This is a genomic window from Achromobacter sp. JD417, from assembly GCF_041879325.1.
Classification (GTDB): domain Bacteria; phylum Pseudomonadota; class Gammaproteobacteria; order Burkholderiales; family Burkholderiaceae_B; genus Achromobacter; species Achromobacter mucicolens.
In genome coordinates this window covers 4,589,388-4,613,213 of the sequence record NZ_CP087159.1, presented here as the reverse complement: position 1 = coordinate 4,613,213, position 23,826 = coordinate 4,589,388, and the positions used below count along the sequence as shown (strand labels likewise).

22 protein-coding genes are annotated in these 23,826 nt (G+C 58.6%); 20 read left to right on the top strand and 2 right to left on the bottom strand.

All coding sequences use genetic code 11. The features are described from left to right. Nucleotides 1-6 precede the first annotated feature (6 nt). Genes LN047_RS21330 through LN047_RS21315 form a run of 4 tightly spaced genes read left to right on the top strand, consistent with a single transcriptional unit; the run spans nucleotide 7 to nucleotide 3,137 of the window. On the top strand, nucleotides 7-1,635 hold the full coding sequence (locus LN047_RS21330; protein WP_092578860.1) for an ATPase, T2SS/T4P/T4SS family: 1,629 nt from the start codon (nucleotides 7-9) through the stop codon (nucleotides 1,633-1,635). Further along, nucleotides 1,574-2,257, top strand: coding sequence for a hypothetical protein (locus LN047_RS21325; RefSeq protein WP_373980123.1), 684 nt, complete (start codon nucleotides 1,574-1,576; stop codon nucleotides 2,255-2,257). Before LN047_RS21330 ends, LN047_RS21325 begins: the two co-directional genes overlap by 62 nt. After that, nucleotides 2,254-2,799 carry a lytic transglycosylase domain-containing protein gene (locus tag LN047_RS21320; RefSeq protein ID WP_373980122.1) on the top strand — a complete coding sequence of 182 codons (546 nt, stop codon included), beginning with the start codon at nucleotides 2,254-2,256 and terminating at the stop codon, nucleotides 2,797-2,799. Before LN047_RS21325 ends, LN047_RS21320 begins: the two co-directional genes overlap by 4 nt. An 11-nt stretch (nucleotides 2,800-2,810) precedes the next feature. Then, nucleotides 2,811-3,137 carry an H-NS family nucleoid-associated regulatory protein gene (locus LN047_RS21315; protein WP_054470923.1) on the top strand — a complete coding sequence of 109 codons (327 nt, stop codon included), beginning with the start codon at nucleotides 2,811-2,813 and terminating at the stop codon, nucleotides 3,135-3,137. Nucleotides 3,138-3,253: 116 nt separating this feature from the next. Here the strand turns inward: LN047_RS21315 and LN047_RS21310 are convergent, their stop codons facing one another. Beyond that, the gene (locus LN047_RS21310) at nucleotides 3,254-4,120 is read right to left on the bottom strand and encodes a hypothetical protein (protein WP_373980121.1); all 867 of its coding nucleotides are present in this window, start codon (nucleotides 4,118-4,120) and stop codon (nucleotides 3,254-3,256) included. Further along, entirely contained in the window at nucleotides 4,117-5,676 is a 1,560-nt protein-coding gene (locus tag LN047_RS21305; protein ID WP_175493132.1) for a type IV secretory system conjugative DNA transfer family protein, read from the bottom strand. Before LN047_RS21305 ends, LN047_RS21310 begins: the two co-directional genes overlap by 4 nt. Nucleotides 5,677-5,940: 264 nt before the next feature. On the opposite strand from LN047_RS21305, the gene LN047_RS21300 reads away from it, so the two are divergent. From LN047_RS21300 to LN047_RS21225, 16 genes are all read left to right on the top strand, one after another. Then, nucleotides 5,941-6,753: an OmpA family protein gene (locus tag LN047_RS21300; RefSeq protein WP_373980120.1), complete on the top strand. Its 813-nt coding sequence runs from the start codon at nucleotides 5,941-5,943 to the stop codon at nucleotides 6,751-6,753. Next, nucleotides 6,750-7,037: a type IV conjugative transfer system protein TraL gene (gene traL / locus LN047_RS21295; RefSeq protein WP_054470926.1), complete on the top strand. Its 288-nt coding sequence runs from the start codon at nucleotides 6,750-6,752 to the stop codon at nucleotides 7,035-7,037. The genes LN047_RS21300 and traL overlap by 4 nt, the downstream gene beginning before the upstream one ends. After that, entirely contained in the window at nucleotides 7,034-7,807 is a 774-nt protein-coding gene (locus tag LN047_RS21290; RefSeq protein ID WP_054470927.1) for a TraE/TraK family type IV conjugative transfer system protein, read from the top strand. Before traL ends, LN047_RS21290 begins: the two co-directional genes overlap by 4 nt. A gap of 110 nt (nucleotides 7,808-7,917) precedes the next feature. Further along, nucleotides 7,918-8,661 carry a type-F conjugative transfer system secretin TraK gene (locus LN047_RS21285; protein ID WP_373982169.1) on the top strand — a complete coding sequence of 248 codons (744 nt, stop codon included), beginning with the start codon at nucleotides 7,918-7,920 and terminating at the stop codon, nucleotides 8,659-8,661. Continuing rightward, nucleotides 8,658-9,899 (top strand): TraB/VirB10 family protein, encoded by a 1,242-nt coding sequence (locus LN047_RS21280; RefSeq protein WP_373980119.1) that lies wholly within the window; start codon nucleotides 8,658-8,660, stop codon nucleotides 9,897-9,899. The genes LN047_RS21285 and LN047_RS21280 overlap by 4 nt, the downstream gene beginning before the upstream one ends. After that, nucleotides 9,896-10,603: a TraV family lipoprotein gene (locus tag LN047_RS21275; protein ID WP_054470930.1), complete on the top strand. Its 708-nt coding sequence runs from the start codon at nucleotides 9,896-9,898 to the stop codon at nucleotides 10,601-10,603. Before LN047_RS21280 ends, LN047_RS21275 begins: the two co-directional genes overlap by 4 nt. Before the next feature lie 47 nt (nucleotides 10,604-10,650). Next, on the top strand, nucleotides 10,651-11,049 hold the full coding sequence (locus LN047_RS21270) for a hypothetical protein (protein WP_054470931.1): 399 nt from the start codon (nucleotides 10,651-10,653) through the stop codon (nucleotides 11,047-11,049). A gap of 190 nt (nucleotides 11,050-11,239) precedes the next feature. After that, nucleotides 11,240-12,670 carry a TraC family protein gene (locus LN047_RS21265; protein ID WP_373980118.1) on the top strand — a complete coding sequence of 477 codons (1,431 nt, stop codon included), beginning with the start codon at nucleotides 11,240-11,242 and terminating at the stop codon, nucleotides 12,668-12,670. A gap of 82 nt (nucleotides 12,671-12,752) precedes the next feature. Next, a complete protein-coding gene (gene istA / locus LN047_RS21260) occupies nucleotides 12,753-14,279 on the top strand; it encodes an IS21 family transposase (RefSeq protein WP_108627539.1) in 1,527 nt (508 codons plus the stop codon). Continuing rightward, nucleotides 14,269-15,060, top strand: a complete 792-nt coding sequence (gene istB / locus LN047_RS21255) for an IS21-like element helper ATPase IstB (protein WP_054458908.1) — start codon at nucleotides 14,269-14,271, stop codon at nucleotides 15,058-15,060. Before istA ends, istB begins: the two co-directional genes overlap by 11 nt. 63 nt (nucleotides 15,061-15,123) lie before the next feature. Next, nucleotides 15,124-16,194: a hypothetical protein gene (locus LN047_RS21250; RefSeq protein WP_373980117.1), complete on the top strand. Its 1,071-nt coding sequence runs from the start codon at nucleotides 15,124-15,126 to the stop codon at nucleotides 16,192-16,194. Nucleotides 16,195-16,228: 34 nt separating this feature from the next. Beyond that, a complete protein-coding gene (locus tag LN047_RS21245; RefSeq protein WP_373980116.1) occupies nucleotides 16,229-16,717 on the top strand; it encodes a hypothetical protein in 489 nt (162 codons plus the stop codon). Then, nucleotides 16,718-17,284, top strand: coding sequence for a S26 family signal peptidase (locus LN047_RS21240; RefSeq protein WP_054470934.1), 567 nt, complete (start codon nucleotides 16,718-16,720; stop codon nucleotides 17,282-17,284). 46 nt (nucleotides 17,285-17,330) lie between these two features. Further along, nucleotides 17,331-18,308 carry a conjugal transfer protein TraF gene (gene traF / locus LN047_RS21235; protein WP_373980115.1) on the top strand — a complete coding sequence of 326 codons (978 nt, stop codon included), beginning with the start codon at nucleotides 17,331-17,333 and terminating at the stop codon, nucleotides 18,306-18,308. A 123-nt stretch (nucleotides 18,309-18,431) separates the two neighbouring features. Further along, nucleotides 18,432-19,808, top strand: a complete 1,377-nt coding sequence (locus tag LN047_RS21230) for a conjugal transfer protein TraH (protein ID WP_279996641.1) — start codon at nucleotides 18,432-18,434, stop codon at nucleotides 19,806-19,808. Nucleotides 19,809-20,139: 331 nt separating this feature from the next. Further along, nucleotides 20,140-23,748: a conjugal transfer protein TraG N-terminal domain-containing protein gene (locus LN047_RS21225; RefSeq protein ID WP_373980114.1), complete on the top strand. Its 3,609-nt coding sequence runs from the start codon at nucleotides 20,140-20,142 to the stop codon at nucleotides 23,746-23,748. The last annotated feature ends 78 nt before the right edge of the window (nucleotides 23,749-23,826 follow it).

The window sequence follows — 23,826 nt, the reverse complement described above, 5'->3', positions numbered from 1 at the left end:
GAAGCGATGAGTAGACTCGGCCGTCAGCGCGATCAATTTATCTACATGGGCCCGGAAGACAAGCCGGCCGCCGACTTCCTGAACGAACTCTTTCGTCGAGCGGCATTGGAGGGCATGACCGACATTCAACTTCGCTTCGTCCATGGCGCCATGCGCCCGGTTGAAGTTGCTGACTCGGGGGTTCGTCTAATCAGCTGGCTTGAGCCGGAGTACGAAGGAGATCTTGTCAAGCATGTCGAGGAAAAGCTTCGCGCACGTGCAAGCATGGACTTGTCCGAACAGTTCATACCGATGGATGGCGCGATTCATCTTCGCTATCCGGAAGATGGGCTCAAACTGAGTCTCCGTGCCAGCTTCCTTCACACCATCGTCGGCTCAACAGCCGTATTTCGGCTCGCTCGGGAACAAGCACAACGGCTTGCCTACCGTGACATATACATGCCCTTAGCAGTCCGACGCGTAATCGACCAGGCACTCGCGGTACGCGCGGGAACGGTAGTGGTGTCGGGCCCCATGGGAAGCGGCAAAACGACGCAGCTCATGGCATACATGGTCGAGTTGCGCGACAGGGGAGAGAACGTCAAGACGGCAGAAGAACCTGTGGAGATACCTACGCCTGGCATAGACCAATGTGAGCTGGTGCCGGGAAAGGTCACGTATCCCATGCTAGCCAGGGCATTCCTTCGACAGCGTGCCCACCGCATCATGATCGGTGAGACTCGGGACGAAGAGACCGCTGAGGCGTTGGGCCGTAACGCGAACACCGGGTGCCAGCTCTGGACAACCACGCATTCGGATACGAGTGCGCTGGTGATTGAGCGTTTGCTCGAGCTGAAGATGCCACGGGACTTGATTGCGAAGACGCTGCGACTCATTATTGCGCCTCGCCTCGTCAGGACCATCCCCGCCGAGGCGACGGTCGAATGGGTTGCACCCAACGAATCCAGCAAAGCGTGGTTGAAGGCCGTCGGAGCCTATCACCCGGACGACAAGTTCCCGGTCATTGTGAGCGACCACGACATGTCGGAAACCAAGATGCCGATCTTTGAGGTTATCCAGATCGATGATCGCGTGCGACGGGTGATTCTGGCCGGCGGAGACGCCAAAGAACTGTACGAAGCGGCGAGCTATCAACCTCAATTCGAAACTCTCGCGGAGGCGGGCGTCCGCCTCGCGCGGGAAGGGAAAACCACGCTCAGCGCCATTCAGTCCCTCCTGAACCCGGCGCTGTGGCCTACGTTTGAGCGGCAGAGGCTCGACAAGAGATTGATCGCTTCCGGTGTGATAACTCCCGCGCAGGCGTATCAAGCGGTGGAGACGATGGCTCGCGCGGCCATTGAAGAACATCGCATCCTTGAACTGTGGGAAGCGCTCATTTCGACTGGAGCGGCGACGCGCCTCCAGGTCATCGAATGCTTAGGCCGAACAAAGGAAGCGGTGGACCTCCTCGGATACTTCATAGACAACGGGATCCTGGCAGAACAACCAGTACAACACGTGATCGAAGAGTGGAAACGAGGCGAGCGACGGCAATCGCTTTTCGCTATGTGCATTGACCAAGGACTACTAAGCAATGAGCAAATTCAAGATGAGGCGTTCCTGCATTACCGCCGTGCTGGCATTAGCCACAACTAGCGCCCTGCACGTGGTGGCGAAGGCTCAACCCTCCATGGCAATGGGTGGTGACGGAAAGGGACAGCCATATACCCCGCCAATGCCATACCGAGAGGTTGCCGAGGTTGAGGCGGACCAGCGAGTGGTGCGCATCTTTTTCTCATTTAGCTGCCCCTTTTGCCGCACATTCCACACGCCACTGCGTCAGTGGGCCAAGAGTCTCCCAGCCCCTTGGCGATATGAGTTCGTACCGATTCTGCTTGCCGATGGCACGGGAATTCATGAAGCCGCAGGGTATTTGGCCGCGCAAAAGGCGTTGGGGTCTGCGGTCGCGAGATTCGAAGATGCAGCCTACCGCGCGATCCAAGGCGAAGGCCGCTCGCCGCGAGCTCCTGAGACCTGGCGTGGCATCGTGAACGCGGCGGGGGGGAGCGTGCTGGCGTTCGAGGAGGCCTGGGAGAGTCTGTCGCCGTCGGAGGTCGCAGAGCTTCCCCGGTCGATGATCGCATACGCCGTGGACGCAACGCCAACAGTCGCTATCGCCGGGAAGTTCGTTCTGACGCCTGACGGAGTGCAAGGCGACGAAGCCTTGTTTCTCCAACTGTGCAGCGGACTGGTGTCGCGGGCGATGGGGCACGCATGAGAACCGCGGCCTCGCTATTGCTATTGTCATTGATGGTCGTCTCGCCGGCCTCGATGTCGAGCCCAATTGCGAAGGGCACGCTTTGCTTTCGAGAGGCAGCGGAACGCTACGGGGTCAGTGAAATCATGTTGCGTGCGATAGCGTGGCATGAGTCAAGGTGGAAAGCGAACGCCTTGAACGACACCTTGAACCGAGACGGCAGCGAAGACGTCGGGGTGATGCAAATAAACAGCTGGTGGATCGAGAAACGGCTGCCTCGCTACGGAATCACACGTGAGCACCTTTGGGAGCCATGCTTGAACATCCACATTGGCGCGTGGATCTACGCAGACGAAATTGCACGCCATGGCAACACATGGAAGGCTGTCGGCCACTATGGGTCCCCCAATGAGAAAGGCCAACAGTGGTACATCGCTAGGGTCAAGAAGGCGCTGGAAGAGGTGCTCGCTGGAGAACCGGAATCCACCCGAAGGAAAGCGCCGATGCCGCGGCCAAGTGGAGCGCTGACGGCAAAGAAGATTGTCATTCACATACAGAACTGAGGGAGAGAATTATGCGAAACGAACACGCCTTGGAGGATCGTATCAAGCGGGTGAACCGACAGCTCGACGATCTGCGAGCTCAGAAGCGGGCCGTGGTTATCCGCCAGATTCTGGCCCAACTCGAAAAAAACGGGATCACCCTGAAGGACCTGAAGGAAGCGCGCGCAGCCGGCATTAAGTCACAGTCCAAGTCGGCTCCGGGCAAAAGAATGGTGGCGCCCAAGTATCGCCACCCTGACACTGGTGAAACCTGGTCCGGGCGAGGGCGGGCTCCGCGCTGGCTCGTCGCCGCCGAACTCGGCGGTGCCTCTCGAAACGACTACCTCATTCCCGCCTGAGGTTCTCGCGCTCAATAAAATAGGCCCGTACAGGGCCTTTTCTTCGTCGCTCTCGCCGTAGCACCACGTCCGCCGGGCACGCAGCCCACCTCTGACGATCGTTCGACAACTAGTCGTCACCACGGGAATAGGTCGGACCAGCTGCTGTCCCGCCTTCCTTTTGCCGAGGGGTTGCGTCCGGTGAGATACCAGTTGTCTCCCTGTTGGGATGCGAGAGAAGCCTCATCGAGCCTTTCAAGTGCGGCGCACTCGTCCTGATCTCGCACGGCGTCCAACGTCATAATGCCCGGCTGCTGCCATATCCGCTCAGCCACGTTCACTGCGGCGCGGCCGCCGCGCATGCGAATGGAGTCTGCAACCTCCTCCGGCAAAGAAAATAGACCAAGTTGAATAGGCTCTGAAAATACGTGCCACCGCTTCCACAGTTCGAATTGCAGACGTAGCTGTACGACGCCCGGTCGGGCCCCGTGAACGCGGCAGCAGTTCTCGAACGAGAGAGGACCATCATCGAATCCCAGGAGCCAACGGCCGGCGTTCATGATGTCCCGATCTTTCGCACGACTGTTCAACAGAAGCTGTACGGCCGTTTTGATTGCCAGAAGCGCCCATCGTTCCGGACCTTCCTCAAAGTCATCGACCGTCAGCTTGGCTATGACTTCTCGACTGGGTGCTTCCTTCTTGCAGATAGGGAAGGGAAGATCGCGGAGTGTGGCTTCAGCAAATTCTGGATGATCACCCAATGGTCCAGCCAAATTGTCTTGAGCAAGTAGGCGATCCAAAGTAGAACTGGCTTCGCCACCGCCGTCAGGCCAGGTGATACCAGATCCGTAAACAGGTAGATCAAAATCGCCCTCGTCCAGCTCGCCAGAAGTAGGCCAAGCACTATCACGAGAGCTATCAAGCCCCAAAATTGAATTTGTTCGACCATAACCTTTGTTGTCCATAGCGTGCATAGCGGTGATAGAGGTTCGGGCGTACTTCAAGCTCTGGCAGCCTTTGCTGCGGTCAGATACCGGTCCGCATTCTTGAAATAGTCGCAGCCTTTTACTTGTTTACGTTTGGTGCGATTGACGCGGATAGGAGCTGCCTTGGACGATAGCCATTTCGAGATCGTGATGTTTGGTATCCGCAGGTTGAATAGCTCGCACCCTTGATAGAGCATGATGCACTCACCACGATCGACCTTCTTCAGGTCATCTTCAGTGACGCGGTACTGCTCCTCCTCTGACTCTGCGATCGCGTATCCCGCATCAGTGCTGAGCCCGCCTTCCGGCGCGGGCGTGATTTTTGGCGTCGACTCGGACGCACGGCTGGTGGCGCTGATGGTCGTCTTGGAGAATGTCCCTTTGCCGATCATCTTGGCTGCCTCCTCAGTTGTCTTCGGGCTCGCGAGCTTGAAGAACAGCTTTGTATCGGTGTTTTCTTCCAGCATGTCGCGAAAATCTGGTGACACGGCATCGAGGTTGGCGATACTTTGGAACATCGCCCACACCGAAATTCCGGCACTTCTTGCCTGCTCAAATACTCGATTCATCGCCATCAGCGCGTAGGCGCCGAACTCGTCCAGCAGGGCGAGATATGGGATGCGCGATCGGTGCGACTTCGGTAGCTGCTGTATCCGCGCGATAGCGGATCGAAGATCTGCCAGGAGCATCTTCGCAAAATTTCGGGCGGATTCGTCCTTCCCCATCGTTGGCAAAGAGACGTATGTAATCTTGTTCGACATCATGCTGTCGAACAGACGTACGTCCGGGCTGTACGACGACCCGACTTCGCCGAAGGTCCCAGTGCCGAACGCATGCAACCGCCCGGCGATGCCGCCTAGGGTCTCTTTCAGACGCTTCATGTTGATCCTGGCTGAGGCCGGTCCCGTGTCGTTCCCGAAACCACCTCGGTACTGCTCAATCCAAAGCGAAAGATTCTTCGTTGCAGGATGGTGAGGCAGCACGGAGCGAAGGCGCTCTTCTAGCTCGGATAGTGCGCGCTCGTTGTGTAGCAGTATGGAGAGATCAATGCAGTTGTATGCCAGTCCAAGCGCCTGGACTCCTCCGACGATCGCCCCGAGTGCCTGCTTTGCGGACTGACGATAGTGCTCCGCGGCCGGGGCCACTTCTGGAGCGGGGAGGCTCGTCAATATTCTGTCGGCGACCTCGTCCGGGTCGCCTTCAAGAACGGAGTTGTAGCTGTTGCTGTTGGCGGGATCTCCGAGGTTTATGAACTGCATGTCTTGGTATCGTCCGGCCCAGCGGGCGACTTGCGCAACCCACGACATGTCGTCGCTGTCGAGCTTGGCGTCGATCATGAGCAACCCGCCACCTCGGATGATCTGTTGCAGCATCATCAGCCGGGCAAAAGTCGTTTTTCCATAGCCGCTTCGCCCCGCGACCATGCCGTGGTACGGCAGCGCTTCGTCTGGGAGCCGAACGGCACGCCCGCGATCAGTCGTATACCCGATCAGCATGCCATCGTTTGAGAGCAGGTCGCTGGAACGGATATTGAGCTTTGAGCGGAATAGATGCATGCCAGCCAAGCCGTGCATGCAGCGTCCGGCCACCCATGCAGCACCTAGCCCAGCAAGAGCGTATGAGGGCACAGTAGGCAGGCCGCTGAAGAACGGGGACGTGGTCAACACTGACGACGAAATTGCCGCTAAGGCTAGGGTGTCGGCCGCCCCGCCTAAGCGATTTCCAAAAAAGCCTATTCCTTTCATTTCCTCCTAGCTCCCTGGGGCGCGTGGCCCGACGCCCAAAAAATCAACATTCACAGGTTGAGATATAAACATTCGTCGCTAAAATACCACGCAATGCAAATAGTGGGAGGCGTCCGAATGCGGCGTTTTATTGGCTTGGTAGGAAGTGCTCTTGTTCTGACGTCGAGCGTGGCGGCAGCACCTGAGGGCCAGGGTCAGTTCGATATGCGCGAGTGGATCGTGCCCGAGACGTCCGCCCTCGTAACCGTCCCTGAGCACTCTGAGCATGCGGTCGCGACACCGAAACGGGTGGGACCAGAGAAGCTCAAACCGGTGTGGTCGGTTCAAGGGCCGTCTACGTACCGTCCCGGAACGTGGATCGATACGAGTTACCGGAAGGATCCGAAACTCATATTGAGCCAAGTCGTTCGATTCGATTTTGATTTGTCGGAGTCGGCGTCCACGAACGCTGCGGCGCTGGTTGCCGCGCAAGTTGCAGGGCAGGGCGTCTCGTATCTGGTGGTGGGGCATGCGGACGAGCGTGGTACCGACGCCTACAACCTCGCCCTGTCGAAGCGCAGAGCGGAGGGGGTGAAACGCGCGCTGGAGGTCGCTGGTGTGCCCGCCAAATCAATCGAAGCGCGCTGGTACGGAAAGAGGCTACCGGTGAGCTTCGCGGATCAGAGTCTGAACCGCCGGGTGGAGATCTTGGTCAGCGGCGATCGTCCGGCTCAACTTAGGCGCGGAGCTAAGGCGGTGGGAGCTACGCCGCGTAGCAATCCCGGCATCGCGGAATCCGCGGCCCGTCAACCACAACCATCCCCTGGGGCCGTCTCGCCAGGATCTGCCGCATGCCACGTGCCTGGAGCGCAAGTCGTGGGCGGAAGGATTGTTCCTGCTTCGAACAACAAGGAGTGCAACCAATGATCGACGAAATTGATATTCCTGCGCACACGGACGACATGCCTTCATTTCTTCTATGGGAAATGGACGAGTTCCTGGTCTTGATGCTGTGCTTCCTGGGCGGCTACATCGCTCGCGGCATGTGGCCGTTCGTTGGCGCCGCCATCGGACTTTGGTTCACGGCGCGGATGCGCCGCTGGAAGCAGAACGAGATGATGGGAGCTATCCCACACATCGTATTTGCAGCCGGTTGGGCGGGTATCAACAAGCTGTATCGGAACGCGAAGCATGGGGTGCTGTGGTCATGAAGCTCAACTTTCTGACGAAGTCCTGGCGAAGCGCCGAGCGAAGCGTCCAGTTTCTGCTCGTGATTCTTCTGATTGAGAGCGTGGTCACCTTGGGAGCGCTGTACGGCTGGCTGAAGAAGGACGTCGTGACTCGCCTGGTGCCGCCTCGCATGACAGTAGAGGCAGAGATCAGTGCAGATAGTGCGTCCAAGGACTACCTGATCAGCGTTGCATTAACTGCGGCGACCCTTACGGGGAACGTGAGCCCCAAGAACGTGACGTTTGTGGCAGACGCGATGGGGCTCATCACGTCGCCGGCGATTTATCCGGAAGTCAGGCGCCGACTCTTCGCGCTTGCGATGGATCCTGTGTTCAAGGACCGCGGAGGCAGCGTGACGTTCACTGCGACCGGAATGGACTACGAGGCGCGCACCAAGACGGTATTCATCAAGGGCGAGCTCCAGTCTACGACTACGGCCGGCCCGATCGGGAAAGGAACTCCGTACGTTTACGAAATTCAAGTCGCCATCGAGAACGGCTGGCCGCAGATCTCCAAGTTCGATCACTACCCAGGCAAGCAAGAGAAAAGCCAGCATTGGCAATCAAGAAACCGTCGCGCGTTGGAGCGCGAGGCGGCTGAGCACGCGGCGGATCAACGTGCGGAAGACGCCGCAAAGGATCCTTGGTTCGACGACGCTGTTCGCTTCGGCGCGGCCGGCGGCAGCGTCGAAACCAGAGATCTGATGAGCGACGAGCGGCGTCAGAACAATGAGCAAGGAGAGAGTAAGTGAAGCGAGTCGTTTATAGCCTACTTCTGGCGTCATGCGCCGCGTCGAACGCCTTCGCGGTGGACCAGTACAAGTTGCCCCCCCCAGGACAGACTCCCGTGCAACGCCAGGCGATGCCTGGTGTCGGCACCATGCCTGGCGAAGCCGTCCAGCGGAGCAACGTGGTCCCTGTGACGGGGGAGGAGACCGTGCCTGTCGACATCTCGGCCACGTACATGAACCGCATCGCGACGCCTTTTGCGCGAGCGAAGGTAATCGACGCTACGAGCGGGGAAGACAAAAAGCCTCAACTTGGGGAGATGGTTATCACGGCCAACGGCTCGTCTGTGTACGTGCACGCCAATGGTGCGACTGATGCGCAGGCGATTTACATCACGGGCGACCAGCCGGGGGATCCCGTCATCTCGCTTCTCCTCATTCCGAAATCGATACCCAACCAGGTGATTCCTCTTCAGTTGAACGGCGGGTCTAACGCTGGTGGTTCATCGACGTCCGGATTCGATGCGCGTGCAAAGTCTGATGTGTACACCGATCAACTTGTCTACGCGTTGCGGACACTTGCGTCGGGAGGGCGATTGCAGGGCTACGCTGAGGGATACATGCCTTCTGCGGTTGCAGCTATCGGTGAGGTGAGCATCCGGCCCCTGTCGCGGCATTCTGGGGCGCACTACGACATATACCGGTACCGGGTATCTGGACCGGCTGATCGGACGGTGGAGTTGCAAGAGCCCTCCTTCTGGGCGGAAGGTGTTCGCGGGGTTGCATTCTTCCCAACCTCCGTCGTGGGAGGTGGAGCGGAGACCGATCTCTTCGTGGTCGCGGACAAGTCCGCCACGGGGCAGGGAGGAGCGCAATGAGCGAGAAGAAAGGTCTGAAGGACTGGTGGAACGAGCAAGGCTCGGGTGTTCGTCTGGGGATCGTCGGCGTCAGCTTCATCGTCGTCGTGGTGCTGCTCTTCATTCTTCTGAAGCCCGCGCCCAAGAAGCGCGTCCCGAAGAATCCCGAGCCCCCGGTGTCGGCAAACATGCTGCTGCCAAAGCCGAAGGATCGCACGGTCGAGATGCTCGCTGGCGACCTTACGGCGCAATCAAAGCAGTTGAAGGATCTTGGAGACCAGATCAAGCAGGAGCGAGAGGCCCGGAAGCAAATCCTCGGTCGTTTGGAGGACGCGATTGACAAGATCAAATCGGCGCCAGGCGCGGACGGCGTGTCCAAGGACATTCTTTCTGAGGTCCAGAAGCTGAGCACACGCCTGGACTCGCTGGAAGGGAAGAGGGAGTTGGGTGCGGGATATCAGCTTCCGAATGCCCCAGCCTCTTCTTTGCCTTCCGGAGCTCCGATGGCCGCACCCACGGCCAGTCCGGAGGTGAAGGCCATTCGCATCCGGGTTACCGAGAACGTCACGCCAAAGCCCGAAGAGCCACGGACAGATTCCGAGGCTCCTGGTGAATACGTCCCGATGACCACGGTGTTTGAAGGGCACCTCATCACGGGTATGGACGCTCCGACGGACCAGTCCGCCAAGGCAAAAGTGAACGCGGTACCCGGAATCCTCCGCGTTAAGGGCATTTCGTCAATGCCCAATGGACATACGTCGCAGTCGCTGAATGATTGCCGCGTGCTGGTCGCAGGCTACGGGGGACTTTCCGACGAGCGTGCCCAGCTGCGCACCGAGAGTATCGCTTGCATCATTCCCAATGACGATCCGACCAAAGAGCCTCGCGTCGTAGAGGCTCCGCTGGATGGGTTTGTGCTAGGCGAAGACGGGCGCGTGGGTGTGCGGGGACGGCTCGTTTCCAAGCAGGGGCAGCTGATCGCAAAGACGTTGATGGCCGGCGTGCTGTCCGGATTCGGCGACGCGTTAAAGCCGACCCGCGTACAGGGCTTGGATCTCAACCCTTCGGGAAGCGTCCAGACTCAGTCCGTCGACGCCAGCACGATCGGAAAGACCGGGCTTGCAACAGGCCTCTCCGACGCCGCCAAGAGCGTGAGCGAGTACTACCTGAAGTTGGCAGATCAAATGATGCCGGTGCTCGAAGTTGACGCCGGCAGGAAGGTGACCGTGGCACTTAAGAAAGGATTTGTACTGAAATGAAGAAGCTCCTATTGGTGTGTTCGTTAACCGTGGCCCTCAGCGGTTGCGCGTCGATCTTGGATCCCGCGGGCGGCCGCTCTTCGTTCACGTGCATGGATCCGAACAATCCGGATTCGCTGCAAGACGGAATTACGTGCAAAACGCCGATGGCCGTCATCAAGTCGACCGATCAACCGATGCCTCTGAGGGAGAGCGATTTGCCCTTCGGGGTGACCATGAAGGACGTTGAATCCGGGGCGGTCGCGGGCAATGTGCAGATCGGAAGCTTTCCGGCTGGCAAGAGCGATCGGCAGCGGACGCAAGGAGCTACGGTTGCAGGCTCCTATGACCTGGTCACGGCCGTCGGTGCCGGGGCTGGCCCGGGCGCTGGAAGCGACATCTACGGTAAGCCCGTTCGCGAGCCCGCCGTGGTGATGCGCATTTGGGTGGCACCGTGGATCGACGCACGTGACGACCTGCATTACCCGTCGTACGTCTTCACCGAAGTCCAGCCCCGCCGCTGGGCTATGGGGGCGGCTGGTTTCGTTAATCGAGGAATTCTGGCGCCGGCGAAGATGGTGCGGCCGGCGGGTGCGAAGGCTGTCGGTTCGCCGCGTGTGCCGCGCTCCGGCGGATCTCAGGAACCCGCCGAATCCTCTGCAACAAGCACCAGGGAAAACAGCATTAAGGACATGGGAGGAATGCCACAAATCACCAACCCGTAGCGAACGAAAATCTCACCAACCAAGGATAGAAACTAAAGGAATAAAACATGGAAATCTCCCTCAAGCCGATGGCTTCCGGTTCCAGCGAGAGTGCGATTCAGAACCCTCCGAAATGGCTGCTCATGGTCGCCGCCTTCATCATTATCGCCATTGTGTCGCTGGCATCAGCACATGCTGGTGGCGGCGGCGACGCGTTGACCGAATTCAACGACTTCCTGGAAGACGAGTACAACGGCTCGCTTGGCCTGGCCATTGGCCTCGTATCGGTCCTGTTCGGGCTTGTGGCCACGGCGGTCATGATGACTTTCAAGCCCGCCGCGATCGGCGTGGGCGTGGCGTTCCTTATCGGTCCGTTCGTCGATGCTGTCGTGAAGGCGCGTGCGTCCGGGTTGCCCGAGGTCGTCGCGCACGTCGTAACTACCGGGATTCCCGGCCTCACCCTCTAGGGGTGCCTGCGCAGAGGCGAACTGATCCCTCTATCTGCTCTACCAAGTAGCAAATGCAGGAAGGCAGCGACGTCCGGCTCGATGCCCGGACCCGCTGCCTTAGTTTTACTGTGCACCCTTCGCCGAGCTTGGCATGCCCGCTAGTCGGCAGCCTCGCGATCGCAATCATCCCCACCCCGGACGCCAGATAATGAGCAAGCTCAAGAAAAACCATCCCGCCGAGAACATCACGGTCACTGCGTGGGATGACTCCTCCAATATCCTCTACTTCGAATCCAAACGGTTGAAGGAGCGTTTCATTGGCGCGGTGGGTGTCACCTCGCCGGTGGTGGGAACCGACAACCAGTTCGTTGAGCGCCTTTCAGTATCCTTGTCTGCGAACCTTCCCGCGGGGTCCATCATTCATTGGGGTATCCTCGCCGATCCCGACATCGATGCCATTGTGGAGGGCTATCTCTCAGGGAAGGCCGGTGCTGGCGGCATATTGGCCTCGATGGCTCGCGAGCATGCCGAATACATAGCGTCAGGGACCACGCAGCCGCTCATTCCGACGAATGGAGTTCGGGTCCACAAAAAACGGCTTTTTGTGGGAATTAAAGTGCCAGTGACCGCGGCTGACGTCGCGGCCGACGATCTCGCACCCGCGACCGAGCACGTCACAGGGCTGTTTGACCGCCTGAAGACCGCGGGCTTTCATTTTCGTCTGCTCGACGAGGCGGGGTATCGGCGAATCGTTAAGAAGGTCCACAACCCCTGGGCTTCAGACGATGATTGTGTGGCCCCGTTGGACGAAGAACGTCCACTCAACGAGCAGATTCTTCCCAACTCGTTCTCGGTCGACTATTCCCAAGATCACGCGTCGATATCGTTCAATGACGGGCAGCATTTCGCCAAGGTGCTCAGCGTGAACAACTTCCCCCAGCGTGCGCACTCATGGATCATGAATGAGGTGATAGGCGACGCCAAGGGGCTCACCAATCAGATCCAGGAGCCCTTCTACCTGTCCTTCGTCATGCTTTACCCCGATCAGCAGGCGCTTAAGCGTAAGGTCGGCTTGATGTCGACGGTGATCAACAACCAGGCGTACGGGCCGACGATCAAGCTCTGGCCCGTTATTGGCTATAAGAAAAAGCGTATCGACACGCTCGTCCACGCGTTGAACGGCCGCGGTGAAATTGGCGTGCAAGTGTCCATGGCGCTTGTCATCTATTCGAAGAGCAAGGACCGACTTCGCTCGTACAGCGAAAGCTTGTGCACTTACTACCGTGCGATCGGCGGTAAAGGAAAGAAGTTCGATATCCGAGAGGACAAGCGAATCCTGCGCACCGTATTCGAGCAGGCCCTCCCATTGAATGGGAGTGAAGGCGGGTTGCACCGTTCCTTCCGCCTGCGCTCCATGTCAGTTCCGCAAGCCGTGCGATTTTTGCCGATCTATGGCGACGGAACGGGGAGTCGGACCTCGTCAGGAACCCTAGTTCTAACACGACGTGGCGAAGCCGCGATGATAGACCCGCTGGCTACACCCGGTAATGCAAACGGCCTCGTGTATGCCGAATCTGGCAGTGGGAAGTCCTTTTGGGTGCAGGCGGTCGTCTCCGTGTTGATTTGCAGGCAGAGTTGACCCACTTTTACGTTTGATTTGCATCTAATTCTGACCCACCTCGTGAACACTATCCTGCTCGGTACCCGTGCAGGAGACAGGAGTGATCGACGTGGCTCTTCTCAGCATTATTCGCCGTTGGCACTTGCGTGATCATGTCTCTTTACGAGAGATTGCCAAGCGACTTGGCATATCGCGCAACACGGTGCGACGCTATCTGCGCTCGGGCACCATTGAACCAACCTACAGCCGTGCGGCTGGGCCTACCGTTCTAGACGGCTATGCGGAGAAGCTCTCGGCATGGCTCAAGGCCGAGGCCAACCGCACACGCAAGCAGCGACGCTCGCTATTGCAGCTGCACCAGGATCTCTGCGCTCTAGGCTACACGGGCTCTTACGACCGTGTTGCCGCTTTCGCGCGACGATGGCGACAGGAACAACAGGAACGATCTCAGACTTCAGGACGGGGCACGTTCGTGCCATTGACGTTCGCACCAGGCGACGCCTTTCAGTTTGACTGGAGCGAGGACAGTGCGGTGATCAACGGCGAGCGCACCAAGCTCCAGATCGCGCAGTTCAAGCTTTGCCACAGTCGCGCCTTCTTCCTGCGCGCCTACTGGCTCCAGACGCATGAGATGCTGTTCGATGCGCACCATCACGCTTTTGTGGCGTGGGGAGGCATCCCGCGTCGAGGTATCTACGACAACATGAAGACCGCTGTGGATAGGGTCGGCCGCGGCAAGTCACGCGAGGTCAACGCCAGATTCTCCAGCATGGTCAGCCACTATTTGTTTGATGCGCAGTTCTGCAACCCCGCGTCAGGCTGGGAGAAGGGACAGATCGAGAAGAACGTGCAGGATAGCCGGAGGCGGATCTGGCAACGCCTGCCCCACTTTTCGAGCTTGGAAGCGCTTAACGACTGGTTGGCCGACGAGTGCGTCAGGCTGTGGCAACAGATACGCCATCCGGCATGTGACCAGAGCATCTGGCAGATATGGTCCGAGGAACGCCCATTTCTGATGCCTGTTGGCCAGCCGTTCGACGGCTTTGTGGAACACACCAAGCGCGTTTCCCCCACATGCTTGATCGCCTTCGAACGTGACCGCTATAGCGTCCCCGCGTCCTACGCCAACCTGCCCGTGAGTTTGCGGGTCTATGCAGATCGCCTCGTGGTCGTCGCCGAAGGTCACGTCATCGCGCAGCATCCTCGCCACATCAACCGGCGCCATGACCGTGGTGCCACTTTCTACGACTGGCGGCATTATCTCGCCGTGCTGCAACGCAAGCCTGGCGCGCTGCGCAATGGGGCGCCGTTCACCGCGTTGCCGGAAGCATTTCGCCAACTTCAGGCACGGCTTCTGCCTCACGCTGGCGGGGATAGAGAGATGGTGGAGATCCTGTCGTTGGTCTTGTTGCATGACGAGCAACTGGTCCTCGCCGCAGTGACCTTAGCGCTGGAGGCCGGTACGCCATCGAAGCAAACCATTCTCAACATCTTGAGCCGACTGCTCGACGGCACACCGCTACCGCCGCTGACGGCGCCCCAAGCGCTCTCGCTCACAGTCGAACCCGAGGCGAACGTCGGCCGCTACGACACCCTCCGCACTCAGGAGCCACGTCATGCAGCATGAACTCATGATCGAGCGCTTGAAGGCGCTCAAGCTGCACGGTATGGCTCAAGCGCTCACCGACCTCGTGCAGCAAGACTCTCCGGCATACCAGAGCTGCTCTCCCATCTTGAGCCAGCTTCTACGGGCCGAGCTTACTGAGCGAGAGGTGCGATCTATTGCCTATCAGATGAAGGTGGCCAAGTTCCCAGCATATCGAGACTTACAAGGCTTTGACTTCGGATGCAGCGAGGTCAACGAAGCCCTTGTTCGGCAACTGCACCGCGGCGAGTTCATCGAACCCGCTCACAATGTCGTATTAGTTGGCGGCCCTGGCACCGGCAAGACGCATCTGGCGACGGCCTTCGCGGTTCACGCCATCGAACACCTGCGTCGCCGAGTTCGCTTCTTCTCCACGATCGAGTTGGTGAACACGTTGGAGCTCGAGAAGCAGGCCGGCAAAGCTGGACACCTCGCCCACCGGCTCATGCACTCGCACGTCGTGATTCTCGACGAACTCGGGTATCTGCCATTCAGCCAAGCCGGCGGTGCGCTGCTGTTTCACCTCATCAGCAAGCTCTACGAGCACACAAGCCTCATCATCACCACCAATCTCAGCTTCGCTGAATGGGCAAACATATTTGGGGACGCAAAAATGACGACTGCGTTGCTCGACCGACTCACCCACCACTGCCACATCGTCGAGACCGGCAACGACAGCTACCGATTCAAAAACAGCAGCACGCAGCCCAAAAAGGAGCGTAAAACAGCCAAATCTGTGGCAACCCTGACCCAATCAAATTAGGGCTGGGTCAGTTTTCGATGCAAACGCTGGGTCAGTTTTCAGTGCAAACCAACAGTCTCCGACATGCTGGCCTCAGGGGTGAAGGTGTGGATTATCGATGACGGCCGATCCTACGAGAAGCTTGGTCGGTCGCTGGGCCCCGATAAATGCCAGGTCATCACCTTTTCCAAGGAAAGCTTTCTGTCGCTCAATCCTTTCACATCAATTCCATTGGGGGGGCTTCAAGAAGAGATGTCGCTGCTCTCGACGATCTTCACGAAGATGGCCGCGCCAAATGATGGGCTGGACGACGTGAAGCGGCCGATTCTGGAACGCGCGATTACGGCTGCGTACATGAACAACACGAACGAGGCTATTCCCGAGGATGTCGCCAATTTTCTGTTGACGCAGCCTGACGAGTTGTCGCGGACGATTGGTAAGCAGCTATACCCGTTTGCCTCGGGCCAGTTTGCCCATTGGTTCAACAAGCCCTTCAACATCAACATGGACGCCCAACTCATCATTCTGGAGATGGGTGACCTGAAGCTTCTTCCTCATCTGCGGGACGTGGTTGTGCTTCAGATGTTTGCCGCGATCGCGCGCAGCCGACAGAAGTTGAAAACCCAGGGCATTCGAAATCTCTTGCTGGTGGAAGAGGCGAAACAATGGCTGCTGAATCCGATCATGGCGGAGGGCATTGACGAGTCCTACGCCCGCGCGCGTAAAGACCTTGGCGCAATCGCTTGCGTGACCCAGGGTCTGCTGGATATCGGCAAATCTCCCCGCGGAGACTCGATCCTCCAGAACACGGCGTGGCATGCGATTCTCAAGCAGAAGCCGGATCAGGTGCAGAAGGCACTTAATCAAGACCACTTTTCAATCGACGCCTATGGCGCGGAGCAGATCAACTCGATTCACAAAGTGGACAACGTCTACTCCGAGTTCATGTTCAAAGTCGACTCCGCATACGAGATCTACCGACTCGTGCGAAGCCGCTATTCGAATGTGATGTTCTCCACCAGCGGAAGGGAACGGACGGAGATCCTTCGCATGATCGATCAGGGTGTTTCGGCTGACGCTGCTATCCGCAGATTCCTCGACGAAGAGGCGCGCGGTGTGGTTTCCCGTCACGAACCCACTCTCACTATGGGCTGAGCCAAGACAACTCTTCTTTTGCAAGGTGATCGGAATGAATTTGTTCTCGTTTTTGTACGTGGCCGCCGGCGCGGCGTTGCTGTGTTTATTGGGATTGTGGCTGGCGCGGCCTAAGGCCATAAAGCCGGAATTTGCGATCGCGGTGTTCGTCGCGGTGGTAATTGCGTCAACTCTTGCGGCATGGAACCTTGACTCGGACGGCCCGCTGAGTGCTGAGTCGGATTCCCCGCAAAGGACACGATCGACCGCTACGTCTCAAGAAATGGGCGGTGGCACGCCCGTCGTAGTGCTCGATGCGGCAGGGTTAGCTGAGCGATTCTATGAGAGGGCGTCGCTTGCCGGGGAGGTGAACTCTCCGGTCGATGTCGCTCAAGATTTCGCGGCGCAATTAGCTCGCGTCCTTCGCGACTATGAAGGTGCAGGAATTCTTGTGCTGAACAAAAATGCTGCACTCGCTGTCCCGCCCCTGGGGGATGTCACCACAGTCGTCGCCGAACGCCTGGGCTTGGGGGCAGAGAAGTAGATGACTTACCTGCAAAGCTCCTGGCGAAGAATCGCGGCCAACTGCCGCCAGCTGAGCAAGAACCGGACGGCAATATTGTTAACGCTGGTGGGCGCCGTGCTGGCGCTCTCGGCCCGTCCGGTAATCACCGACGCATTGCGCCAGAAGATGCACTTTGCTCTGGACGTGCAGGTGGAGGAGAACCGCTGCCTACCTCACACCTTCTACTTTGTAAGGCTTGGGCGTCCCGAAGGCGGGCTTACACGCGGCATGTACGTCGAGTACATCGCCAATGGTGGACTGATGGGCCATGCCTTGGATGGACAGCGGATCATTAAGATCGTGGCCGCGCTGCCAGGTGATAGGGTTCGCGTGGACGATTCGGGCATCTCCATCAACGGAAAATTCTGGGGCCCCCTAGGCCTGTCCAGTCGGCTCGACGTAAGTGGGTTACGCATGCAGGGAGATGCAACGGTTCCAGGGGGCAAGGCGCTGCTGCTCGGCACCATGCCCGGATCCTACGATGGCCGGTACTGGGGATTCCTCGACCAAGACCAAATTATTGGACAGGCATGGCCCCTTTTTTAAATCAAAAACGTATGATTTAAATAAATCATTTGTGGGACACCGTTAGATGTGTGCAATTCCGATTCTCAAGATACTTGCCGGGCTGTGGTTGTGCGCTGCGATCTTGCCGACCGCGGCGGCTGCACAGAACACAAGCTTTTATGACCGCAAGGGCGAAGGTTGGTTTTGGTACCAAGATCCGGAGTTGGAGCCCGAACCTGTAGACGAGAACCAGGTAAAGCAGCAGGCAACCACGCCACCAGCCGATCCCAAATCGCCCAAGGCTGTTGAGCCTCCATCCTATAGGCGGCAGGAGGTGGAGCCTTTTTCCGTAGAGTGGTTACAGAAGCAGATGCCGGTGCTTCTAGGTCGAGCAATTGACGACCCAACAAAGGAAAACGTGGAGGCATATCTATACGCTCAACGGGTGGCGATGGACAAAGCGCAACGGTATGCAAACCAGGTTCAGATGGTTGTGGCAAACGATCCGTATCTAGACGAAAACAATCGCGTTCCACTGTCCAGCTTTGCGAAGAAAGATTTCCTGCGATATCGAGGGGAAGGCCAAACCGAGGCGATGGAGCATCTCAGCAAGATCGGTGGCCTCTGGGTGTTCTTCGACTCGACGTGCGCCTTTTGTCCGCCGCAGGTCTCGGCTGTGAGGGATCTTGCCCGCGAATTTGGTTTCCTAACCAAATTCATTTCGATGAACGGCGAGGCGGTCCCCGGGCTTGGACAGGATGAGTTTGTCCCGAATGGTGGCCAGGCGCAGCGGCTAGGTCTGCGGCTCACTCCCACTACGGTGTTCGTGGTCCCACCGGACAACTACTACATCCTGTCGCAAGGGATGATGTCTCAGGATCAGCTTCGTGACCGTCTCATCGTCGCTGCCGACTACAACGGGCTGCTACCAGAAGAAATCCTGAAGAAGCTACGCGTGTTCGATCGCGGTGTGCTCAGTACCGAGGACATGAAGGCGGGAGCGGGCGACGACCCAGGTGAGTGGGTGCGCTATTTGAAAGAGCGGCTGTCGGGCCAGTACTAAAAGGAAAACACTATGAGGTTGAGACTTCACATGCGAAGGTCCGTCGTTCTTACGGCACTAGCCGTCGCATTAAGCTTGTCACCGGAGCTAAAGGCGGCCTCGCTGAGCTCTGAGCTGGATGGCATGTTTGCGAATGCGACCGCACCTGGGTCGTTTAACAGCCAGCTACGCAATGGCTTTGTCGGTGGGGGGATCGGTGTGCGAACTCCGGTTCGTCCGATAAACCTTATCGCGTTTGACCCGCCGAGGCTCGCTGCTGGATGTGGTGGCATAGATCTCTATGGTGGCTCGTTCTCGTTCATCAATAGCGAACAGCTGCAAGCCCTTCTTCGGCAAATCGCGGCGAACGCAATCGGCGTGGCATTCAAGGCGGCGATCGACTATATCAACCCTGCGCTCGGCAAGATCATGGGCGACTTTCAGTCGATATTGCAAAGCTTGATGCAGAACCTTCGCAATACCTGCGCTCTTGCCCACACCGTCGTGAACTGGGGAAAGCAGGCGTTGTTTGCTTCAGAGGAGTCGCTCTCCGCGGAAAACTCGGAAGGAAGCGGAGGCTTTGTCGACCGGGTGGCGAGCATCACCGATTCGGTCAAAGGCTTTTTCAGCAGCGCGAATCGCCAGTCGAAGGAGGCCGCGGACAAGAACGCCATTACGGAGACCGGAAATCTCGTGTGGAAAGCGCTGGGTAACTCTGGCGCGGCAGACGAGTTCGGCAATCTGTTGACGGGCGAGTCCACGCGAAAGGCGTCGAAGGAATTCGTCATGTCGCTTTCCGGTACTGTCGTTGTCGGAGCAGACTCCTCTGACAGCGATAGCGCAAAATCCATTGGCCAGGTTCGGGCGGGCACCGTCGACCTTTACAACATCCGTGATGGAGCCAAGGAGGGCCAAGCGAGCCGGCTGGAAATGCTGCGTTGTCCAGCTAGTGGATACAACGACAGCACGGCTGACCGGGTTCCAGATGGGCCGTGCACCACGGTGACGCTTGAAGCGGTTCCATCGTCTTTCACGGGAGTGAAAGAACACGTCGCGAAGCTGCTGTACGGTTCAACGCTTGGCGCGAAGGACCAAGTGTATGCGGATTCCATTATCGCGAAGATCAACAGTTGCGAAAGCACGCGGAACGAGTGCGGATTCACGGCGCAGCAGCGAGCTCTACTGAACGCGGTATCGGCGCCTCTCCTAGGCCTTCTGGTCGCAACCCAACAGAACACGGCATCAATGACTCAAGTCGCAAAGCAACTTGAGCCATTGATCGTGAACGAAATAACGATTTCGTATGGGGACGCTGCGTTGCGCGCCATCCGCCAAGCATTCTCGGGTAAGGACCAAACGACAATGCCGCCAGTGATCGAGGCTCGCGAACGGTTACTGAGCGACCAAGTCCGTCAGATGCGCGAGGAAAATGCTATCCAGTGGGACCGAGTGATGAAGGCGAAGGAGTACTCGGACATCCTGGTCAAGTTCAACCCGGCCATTTTCAGGAACTATCGATGATCCCGCGGAATTCCCTCGATATCGCCGTGAACGCGCCGGCGACAAGCGATTGGCTGATTCGGGTGCTGACAGTCGTACTCCCGCCAGTGCCCGGCGTCATTGCTGTCGCGACGTGCATCTTTTGCTGCGTAATGTTCGCTCTTTCCGGAGGAAAGGTAGGCGTATTGCCGTGGGCGGGCTTCGCTGGCTTTATCGCACTGGCCGTCTGGCTCATTGTGTACACGTCGCTTTCAAGTGTGCTCGTCGCGTCGCTCTTGTTCCGGCGGCTGAGGTTTGGGGCATCAGTGAAGCGCCCCGTTTCGAAGAACGACGTCCAAGCGGATTGAGAACTATGGCGACCTTTACTACCTACCTGACCGGCCCGCTCGATATGTTCTATGCCACGCTCAATGGCGTGGCCATGGCGTTCAACGATACAGGCCTCATTACCGGCGCAGCGGTGCTTGGCGGGTTGCTCGCGATCGCCTCTGGCGCCTGGTTCCACATGAACCAGTACATGCCAAGCACTGTCAATCGAGGGCACAGCATCTTCGAGAGCGCTGTGATCATCGTGTTGGCGCTAACCGCTGCCGGATTGCCGATCCGCAACCAGCTGGTAAATGTGTATGACGGCAGTATTCGTGCGGTTGATAACGTGCCCGCGGTGCTTGGCATTCCGGCGGCACTCTACAGTCAGCTTAGCTACGGCGTCCTGGAGACCGTGGATACCTCGTTTTCGACGGTGAGCGGTAGCTACATGACTGTGGCGCAGAATGGCTTCGTTACCCCGCTTGCGCTGCTCTTCACCATGCGTGGCGGTTTGGAGAAGGCCGACCCGGCGATGGTCGCTACCTGGAAGAATTTCGTGCTTTATTGTTCGCCAAACTCTGCCGTCAACAGCACAGAGACGGAGCAGGTTCCCGACTATTTCAACTATCTCTTGGACAACTCCAAACGGGGTGGCGTGCTGATCGGATACATCAACTACGACGGCACTGGAAATATCGAAGCTGGCGTTGCAATGTCGTGCATTGAGGCGGCAGAAGCACTGCGATCGCGCGTCGATTTGCTTTTCGCCAATGCCAATCTATCCACGTCTCCTCTGAACACCCTCATTAATCAGAACATGAAGACTGCCAAGGTCGGCTTGGGAGCGGGCGGGCAATCTTCGTATACGGTTGCGGACGTGGAGAACAGCTACAACGCCCTGATGCAGCTTGGGGCAGGATGGGGCCAGTCGGCGCAACAGTTTATGCTGAACGCGCTGCTTCGCAATGCAACCGCAGACACATATCGATGCCGACTTGCTGCCACAAGCCCATCTGCATTCAATGAGTGCACCATGATGCAAAGCGACGCCATGGAGAAGTACAAGGTGGACGCGACGGCGGCTGGTAGCGGCTTTCAGAAGACGATGTTCACCGGCATGACGTATATGCAGATGCTGTACTACGCGTTCGGTGTCATTGTTTTCCTGTACGGCTTGATTGCGGGCGCCCGTTGTTTTGGAGCAATGGCGAAGTTCATGCAGTTCGGTGCATGGGTCTTCAGCTGGCTACCGTTCGCGGCCGTGATTAATGGGTTCATCCAGCTCACCGTGGTCGAGAAGATGGGCCAGTACGCGCTCAACGCGTTAACGTTGCAGAATTTCGATGCGGTGATGTACGACACGTTGAGCACCAACCTTGCATATGCCTCCGATCTAATGGCGGCTGTTCCGTTGCTGACGATGGCGATCATCTATGGCTCCCCGTATGCAATGGCCGGTATGGCCCAACGCATGTCCGGGCGGGACTACGTGTCCGAGGATAAGGTTGCGCCCGACTCCGTTAAGAACTCCGCTCCCATTCAAGTGACGCCGGCGTACACACAGAATATGCACGCCGGCGGCGCTTCGTCCTATGCGGCGGACCGACAGATTCAGGTCGGTAACGACCTTTCGGCCATGCAGCAGAGTACGTGGCAGCAGACTCAGCAGGCGCAAGCGTCAGTTGCTGATGCGATGGCCCAGGTCCACTCGACTGCTTTCGGGCTCAAGTCAGGCAGCAGTACATCGACTGCTGTACGGGACACAGTTGCCACGGGTGAGGAAAGCGCACAGATGGCCGCTCAGCAGACGTTCAAGCAGCGACTCATCGAGAGCGGGATGACGGAGCAGAAGGCAGATGCGATCTTCCGTGAGCAAAGCAAGAGCATTGGAACCAGCGTGGACGGAAAGCTGGGATTCAGCGCTCCGATGGTTGGCGGTGTGAGCGCAGGTCGATCGGTCAGCTGGACCGATTCGGATGGGAAACGGCACACCGAGACTATCACGCAGCAAGAGTCGGAGAAAATAAACCGCGCGGCCATGGCCGCAAATTCATCCGCCACGACGATACGAATGGGAGCATTGTCGGACGCGGCTCATCAAGTGCAAAGAAGCGACGGCTGGGAATCAAGCGATGTGAGGTCGGCCACCGGATCGGTGACTGAGACCGTGTCGCGCGCGCGCTCTGAAATGGAGACTTATGCGCGCACGGAGTCCGCTGGCAGTCGAATCGGTGCGGGCTTCACGTTGAGCCTCAGCCAGAACGGGCATTTGCTGGAGAGGAACGATTCGTATGCCCCGGTCAAGTCAACTATCGATGACCTGCATAACAAGCTGGTTGAGGCTCGTCCAGAGCTTCAGTCGGTGACCAACACCACCTATAGGCAACTCACCGACCAGGCTGGTTCCAATCGTGCCGGCTCCGAGGAATGGGCAAAGCTGGAGACGCTGCGGCAGTATGACCAGGGCGGGTACGTCCGCGCGGTCGACGTGATTGCAGGTGCGACTGGGATCGGCGCTGGTTTCGATGCCGGTGCGTTGCGAGGCGTCTCAGGTGACGTGCAGGCGCTCGCCCCGCCTGACGTAACCGGCCGCGTTGGGCCTGGCGGCGACGCCAGCTACCGGAGCGCCGGAGTGCCTGACACGATGACCGGCGACCAGTTGCGACAACAGCTGCAAAGTTCGAATCAAGGATCGACTATCGTGAGACGCGGTGAGACGCTGGAGGAAGCTAACCACGCTCGGTATGAAGGCCAGAACGCGGCGCCCGGGTCTCGTGCAGCGGATGTTGACCTGACGGGGCGGGTCATTGAAACTCTTTCGGGGGTTCCTGCTTCCGATCCAGTCGCACGAGCTCAAGCATACCTTTCGGGCCGGGCATTCGGTGATGCGCCGCCAGTGGACGGCCAGCTTCGTGGGGACGCCAGGCCTATCGCGGGTGATCGTCAGAATGGTCCGTCCAGCGCCAGTCCCGTACAGATGCCGGTAGCGGCGCCGGTGGCCGATGTGCAGCTTCGTGGGGACGCTGCGCCTATCGCGGGTGATCGTCAGAATGGTCCGTCCAGCGCCAGTCCAGTACAGATGCCGGTAGCGGTGCCGGTGGCCGATGTGCAGCTTCGTGGGGACGCTGCGCCTGTCGCGGGTGATCGTCAGAATGGTCCGTCCAGCGCCAGTCCCGTACAGACGCCGGCAGCGGTGCCGGTGGCCGATGGGCAGCTTCGTGGGGACGCTGCGCCCATCGCGGGTGATCGTCAGAATGGTCCGTCCAGCGCCAGTCCCGTACAGACGCCGGTAGCGGCGCCGGTGTTCGATGGGCAGCTTCGTGGGGACGCTGCGCCTATCGCGGTTGATCGTCCGACTGCTCCAGCCAGCGCGACTCCCATTCAGACGACGACAATGGGACCATCGTCGGCCTCCGAAGGGGGGGGAAGCCAAGTGCCCATGGCACGTAATCTCACCGCCGGAACAGAAATCGGTGGTGGGCTGGGCGCTGGCGCGGCCGCTGCGGCACCTCGATCGTTCGAAAGAAGCGAGGTTGTCTGGTCCTCTGATCCGCAGGATGCCGAAGGTAGCTCGCCCAGTAGACAGGATGCGCCTGGGGGCCGGCTGTTTGACGGTCAGCAAGGTCGTAATGTTCGGCCCAAACGCGACTGACTCACCGCGGCAAGCATGCCCCGCAAACTGCGGGGCTTTTTTTTGCCTCCGTTGCGTTCACTTCGAGAGCGTGGGTAA

Bases quoted from the DNA above. Each gene is read 5' to 3' on its own strand.
- LN047_RS21315 (WP_054470923.1), top strand. From the start codon at position 2,811: ATGCGAAACGAACACGCCTTGGAGGATCGTATCAAGCGGGTGAACCGA.
- LN047_RS21300 (WP_373980120.1), top strand. From the start codon at position 5,941: ATGCAAATAGTGGGAGGCGTCCGAATGCGGCGTTTTATTGGCTTGGTA.
- LN047_RS21240 (WP_054470934.1), top strand. From the start codon at position 16,718: ATGACTTACCTGCAAAGCTCCTGGCGAAGAATCGCGGCCAACTGCCGC.
- traL (WP_054470926.1), top strand. From the start codon at position 6,750: ATGATCGACGAAATTGATATTCCTGCGCACACGGACGACATGCCTTCA.
- LN047_RS21245 (WP_373980116.1), top strand. From the start codon at position 16,229: ATGAATTTGTTCTCGTTTTTGTACGTGGCCGCCGGCGCGGCGTTGCTG.
- traF (WP_373980115.1), top strand. From the start codon at position 17,331: ATGTGTGCAATTCCGATTCTCAAGATACTTGCCGGGCTGTGGTTGTGC.
- LN047_RS21320 (WP_373980122.1), top strand. From the start codon at position 2,254: ATGAGAACCGCGGCCTCGCTATTGCTATTGTCATTGATGGTCGTCTCG.
- LN047_RS21225 (WP_373980114.1), top strand. From the start codon at position 20,140: ATGGCGACCTTTACTACCTACCTGACCGGCCCGCTCGATATGTTCTAT.
- LN047_RS21285 (WP_373982169.1), top strand. From the start codon at position 7,918: ATGCCTGGTGTCGGCACCATGCCTGGCGAAGCCGTCCAGCGGAGCAAC.
- LN047_RS21265 (WP_373980118.1), top strand. From the start codon at position 11,240: ATGAGCAAGCTCAAGAAAAACCATCCCGCCGAGAACATCACGGTCACT.
- LN047_RS21230 (WP_279996641.1), top strand. From the start codon at position 18,432: ATGTTTGCGAATGCGACCGCACCTGGGTCGTTTAACAGCCAGCTACGC.
- LN047_RS21275 (WP_054470930.1), top strand. From the start codon at position 9,896: ATGAAGAAGCTCCTATTGGTGTGTTCGTTAACCGTGGCCCTCAGCGGT.
- LN047_RS21330 (WP_092578860.1), top strand. From the start codon at position 7: ATGAGTAGACTCGGCCGTCAGCGCGATCAATTTATCTACATGGGCCCG.
- LN047_RS21280 (WP_373980119.1), top strand. From the start codon at position 8,658: ATGAGCGAGAAGAAAGGTCTGAAGGACTGGTGGAACGAGCAAGGCTCG.
- LN047_RS21305 (WP_175493132.1), bottom strand. From the start codon at position 5,676: ATGCACGGCTTGGCTGGCATGCATCTATTCCGCTCAAAGCTCAATATC.
- LN047_RS21250 (WP_373980117.1), top strand. From the start codon at position 15,124: ATGCTGGCCTCAGGGGTGAAGGTGTGGATTATCGATGACGGCCGATCC.
- LN047_RS21290 (WP_054470927.1), top strand. From the start codon at position 7,034: ATGAAGCTCAACTTTCTGACGAAGTCCTGGCGAAGCGCCGAGCGAAGC.
- LN047_RS21325 (WP_373980123.1), top strand. From the start codon at position 1,574: ATGAGCAAATTCAAGATGAGGCGTTCCTGCATTACCGCCGTGCTGGCA.
- istB (WP_054458908.1), top strand. From the start codon at position 14,269: ATGCAGCATGAACTCATGATCGAGCGCTTGAAGGCGCTCAAGCTGCAC.
- LN047_RS21270 (WP_054470931.1), top strand. From the start codon at position 10,651: ATGGAAATCTCCCTCAAGCCGATGGCTTCCGGTTCCAGCGAGAGTGCG.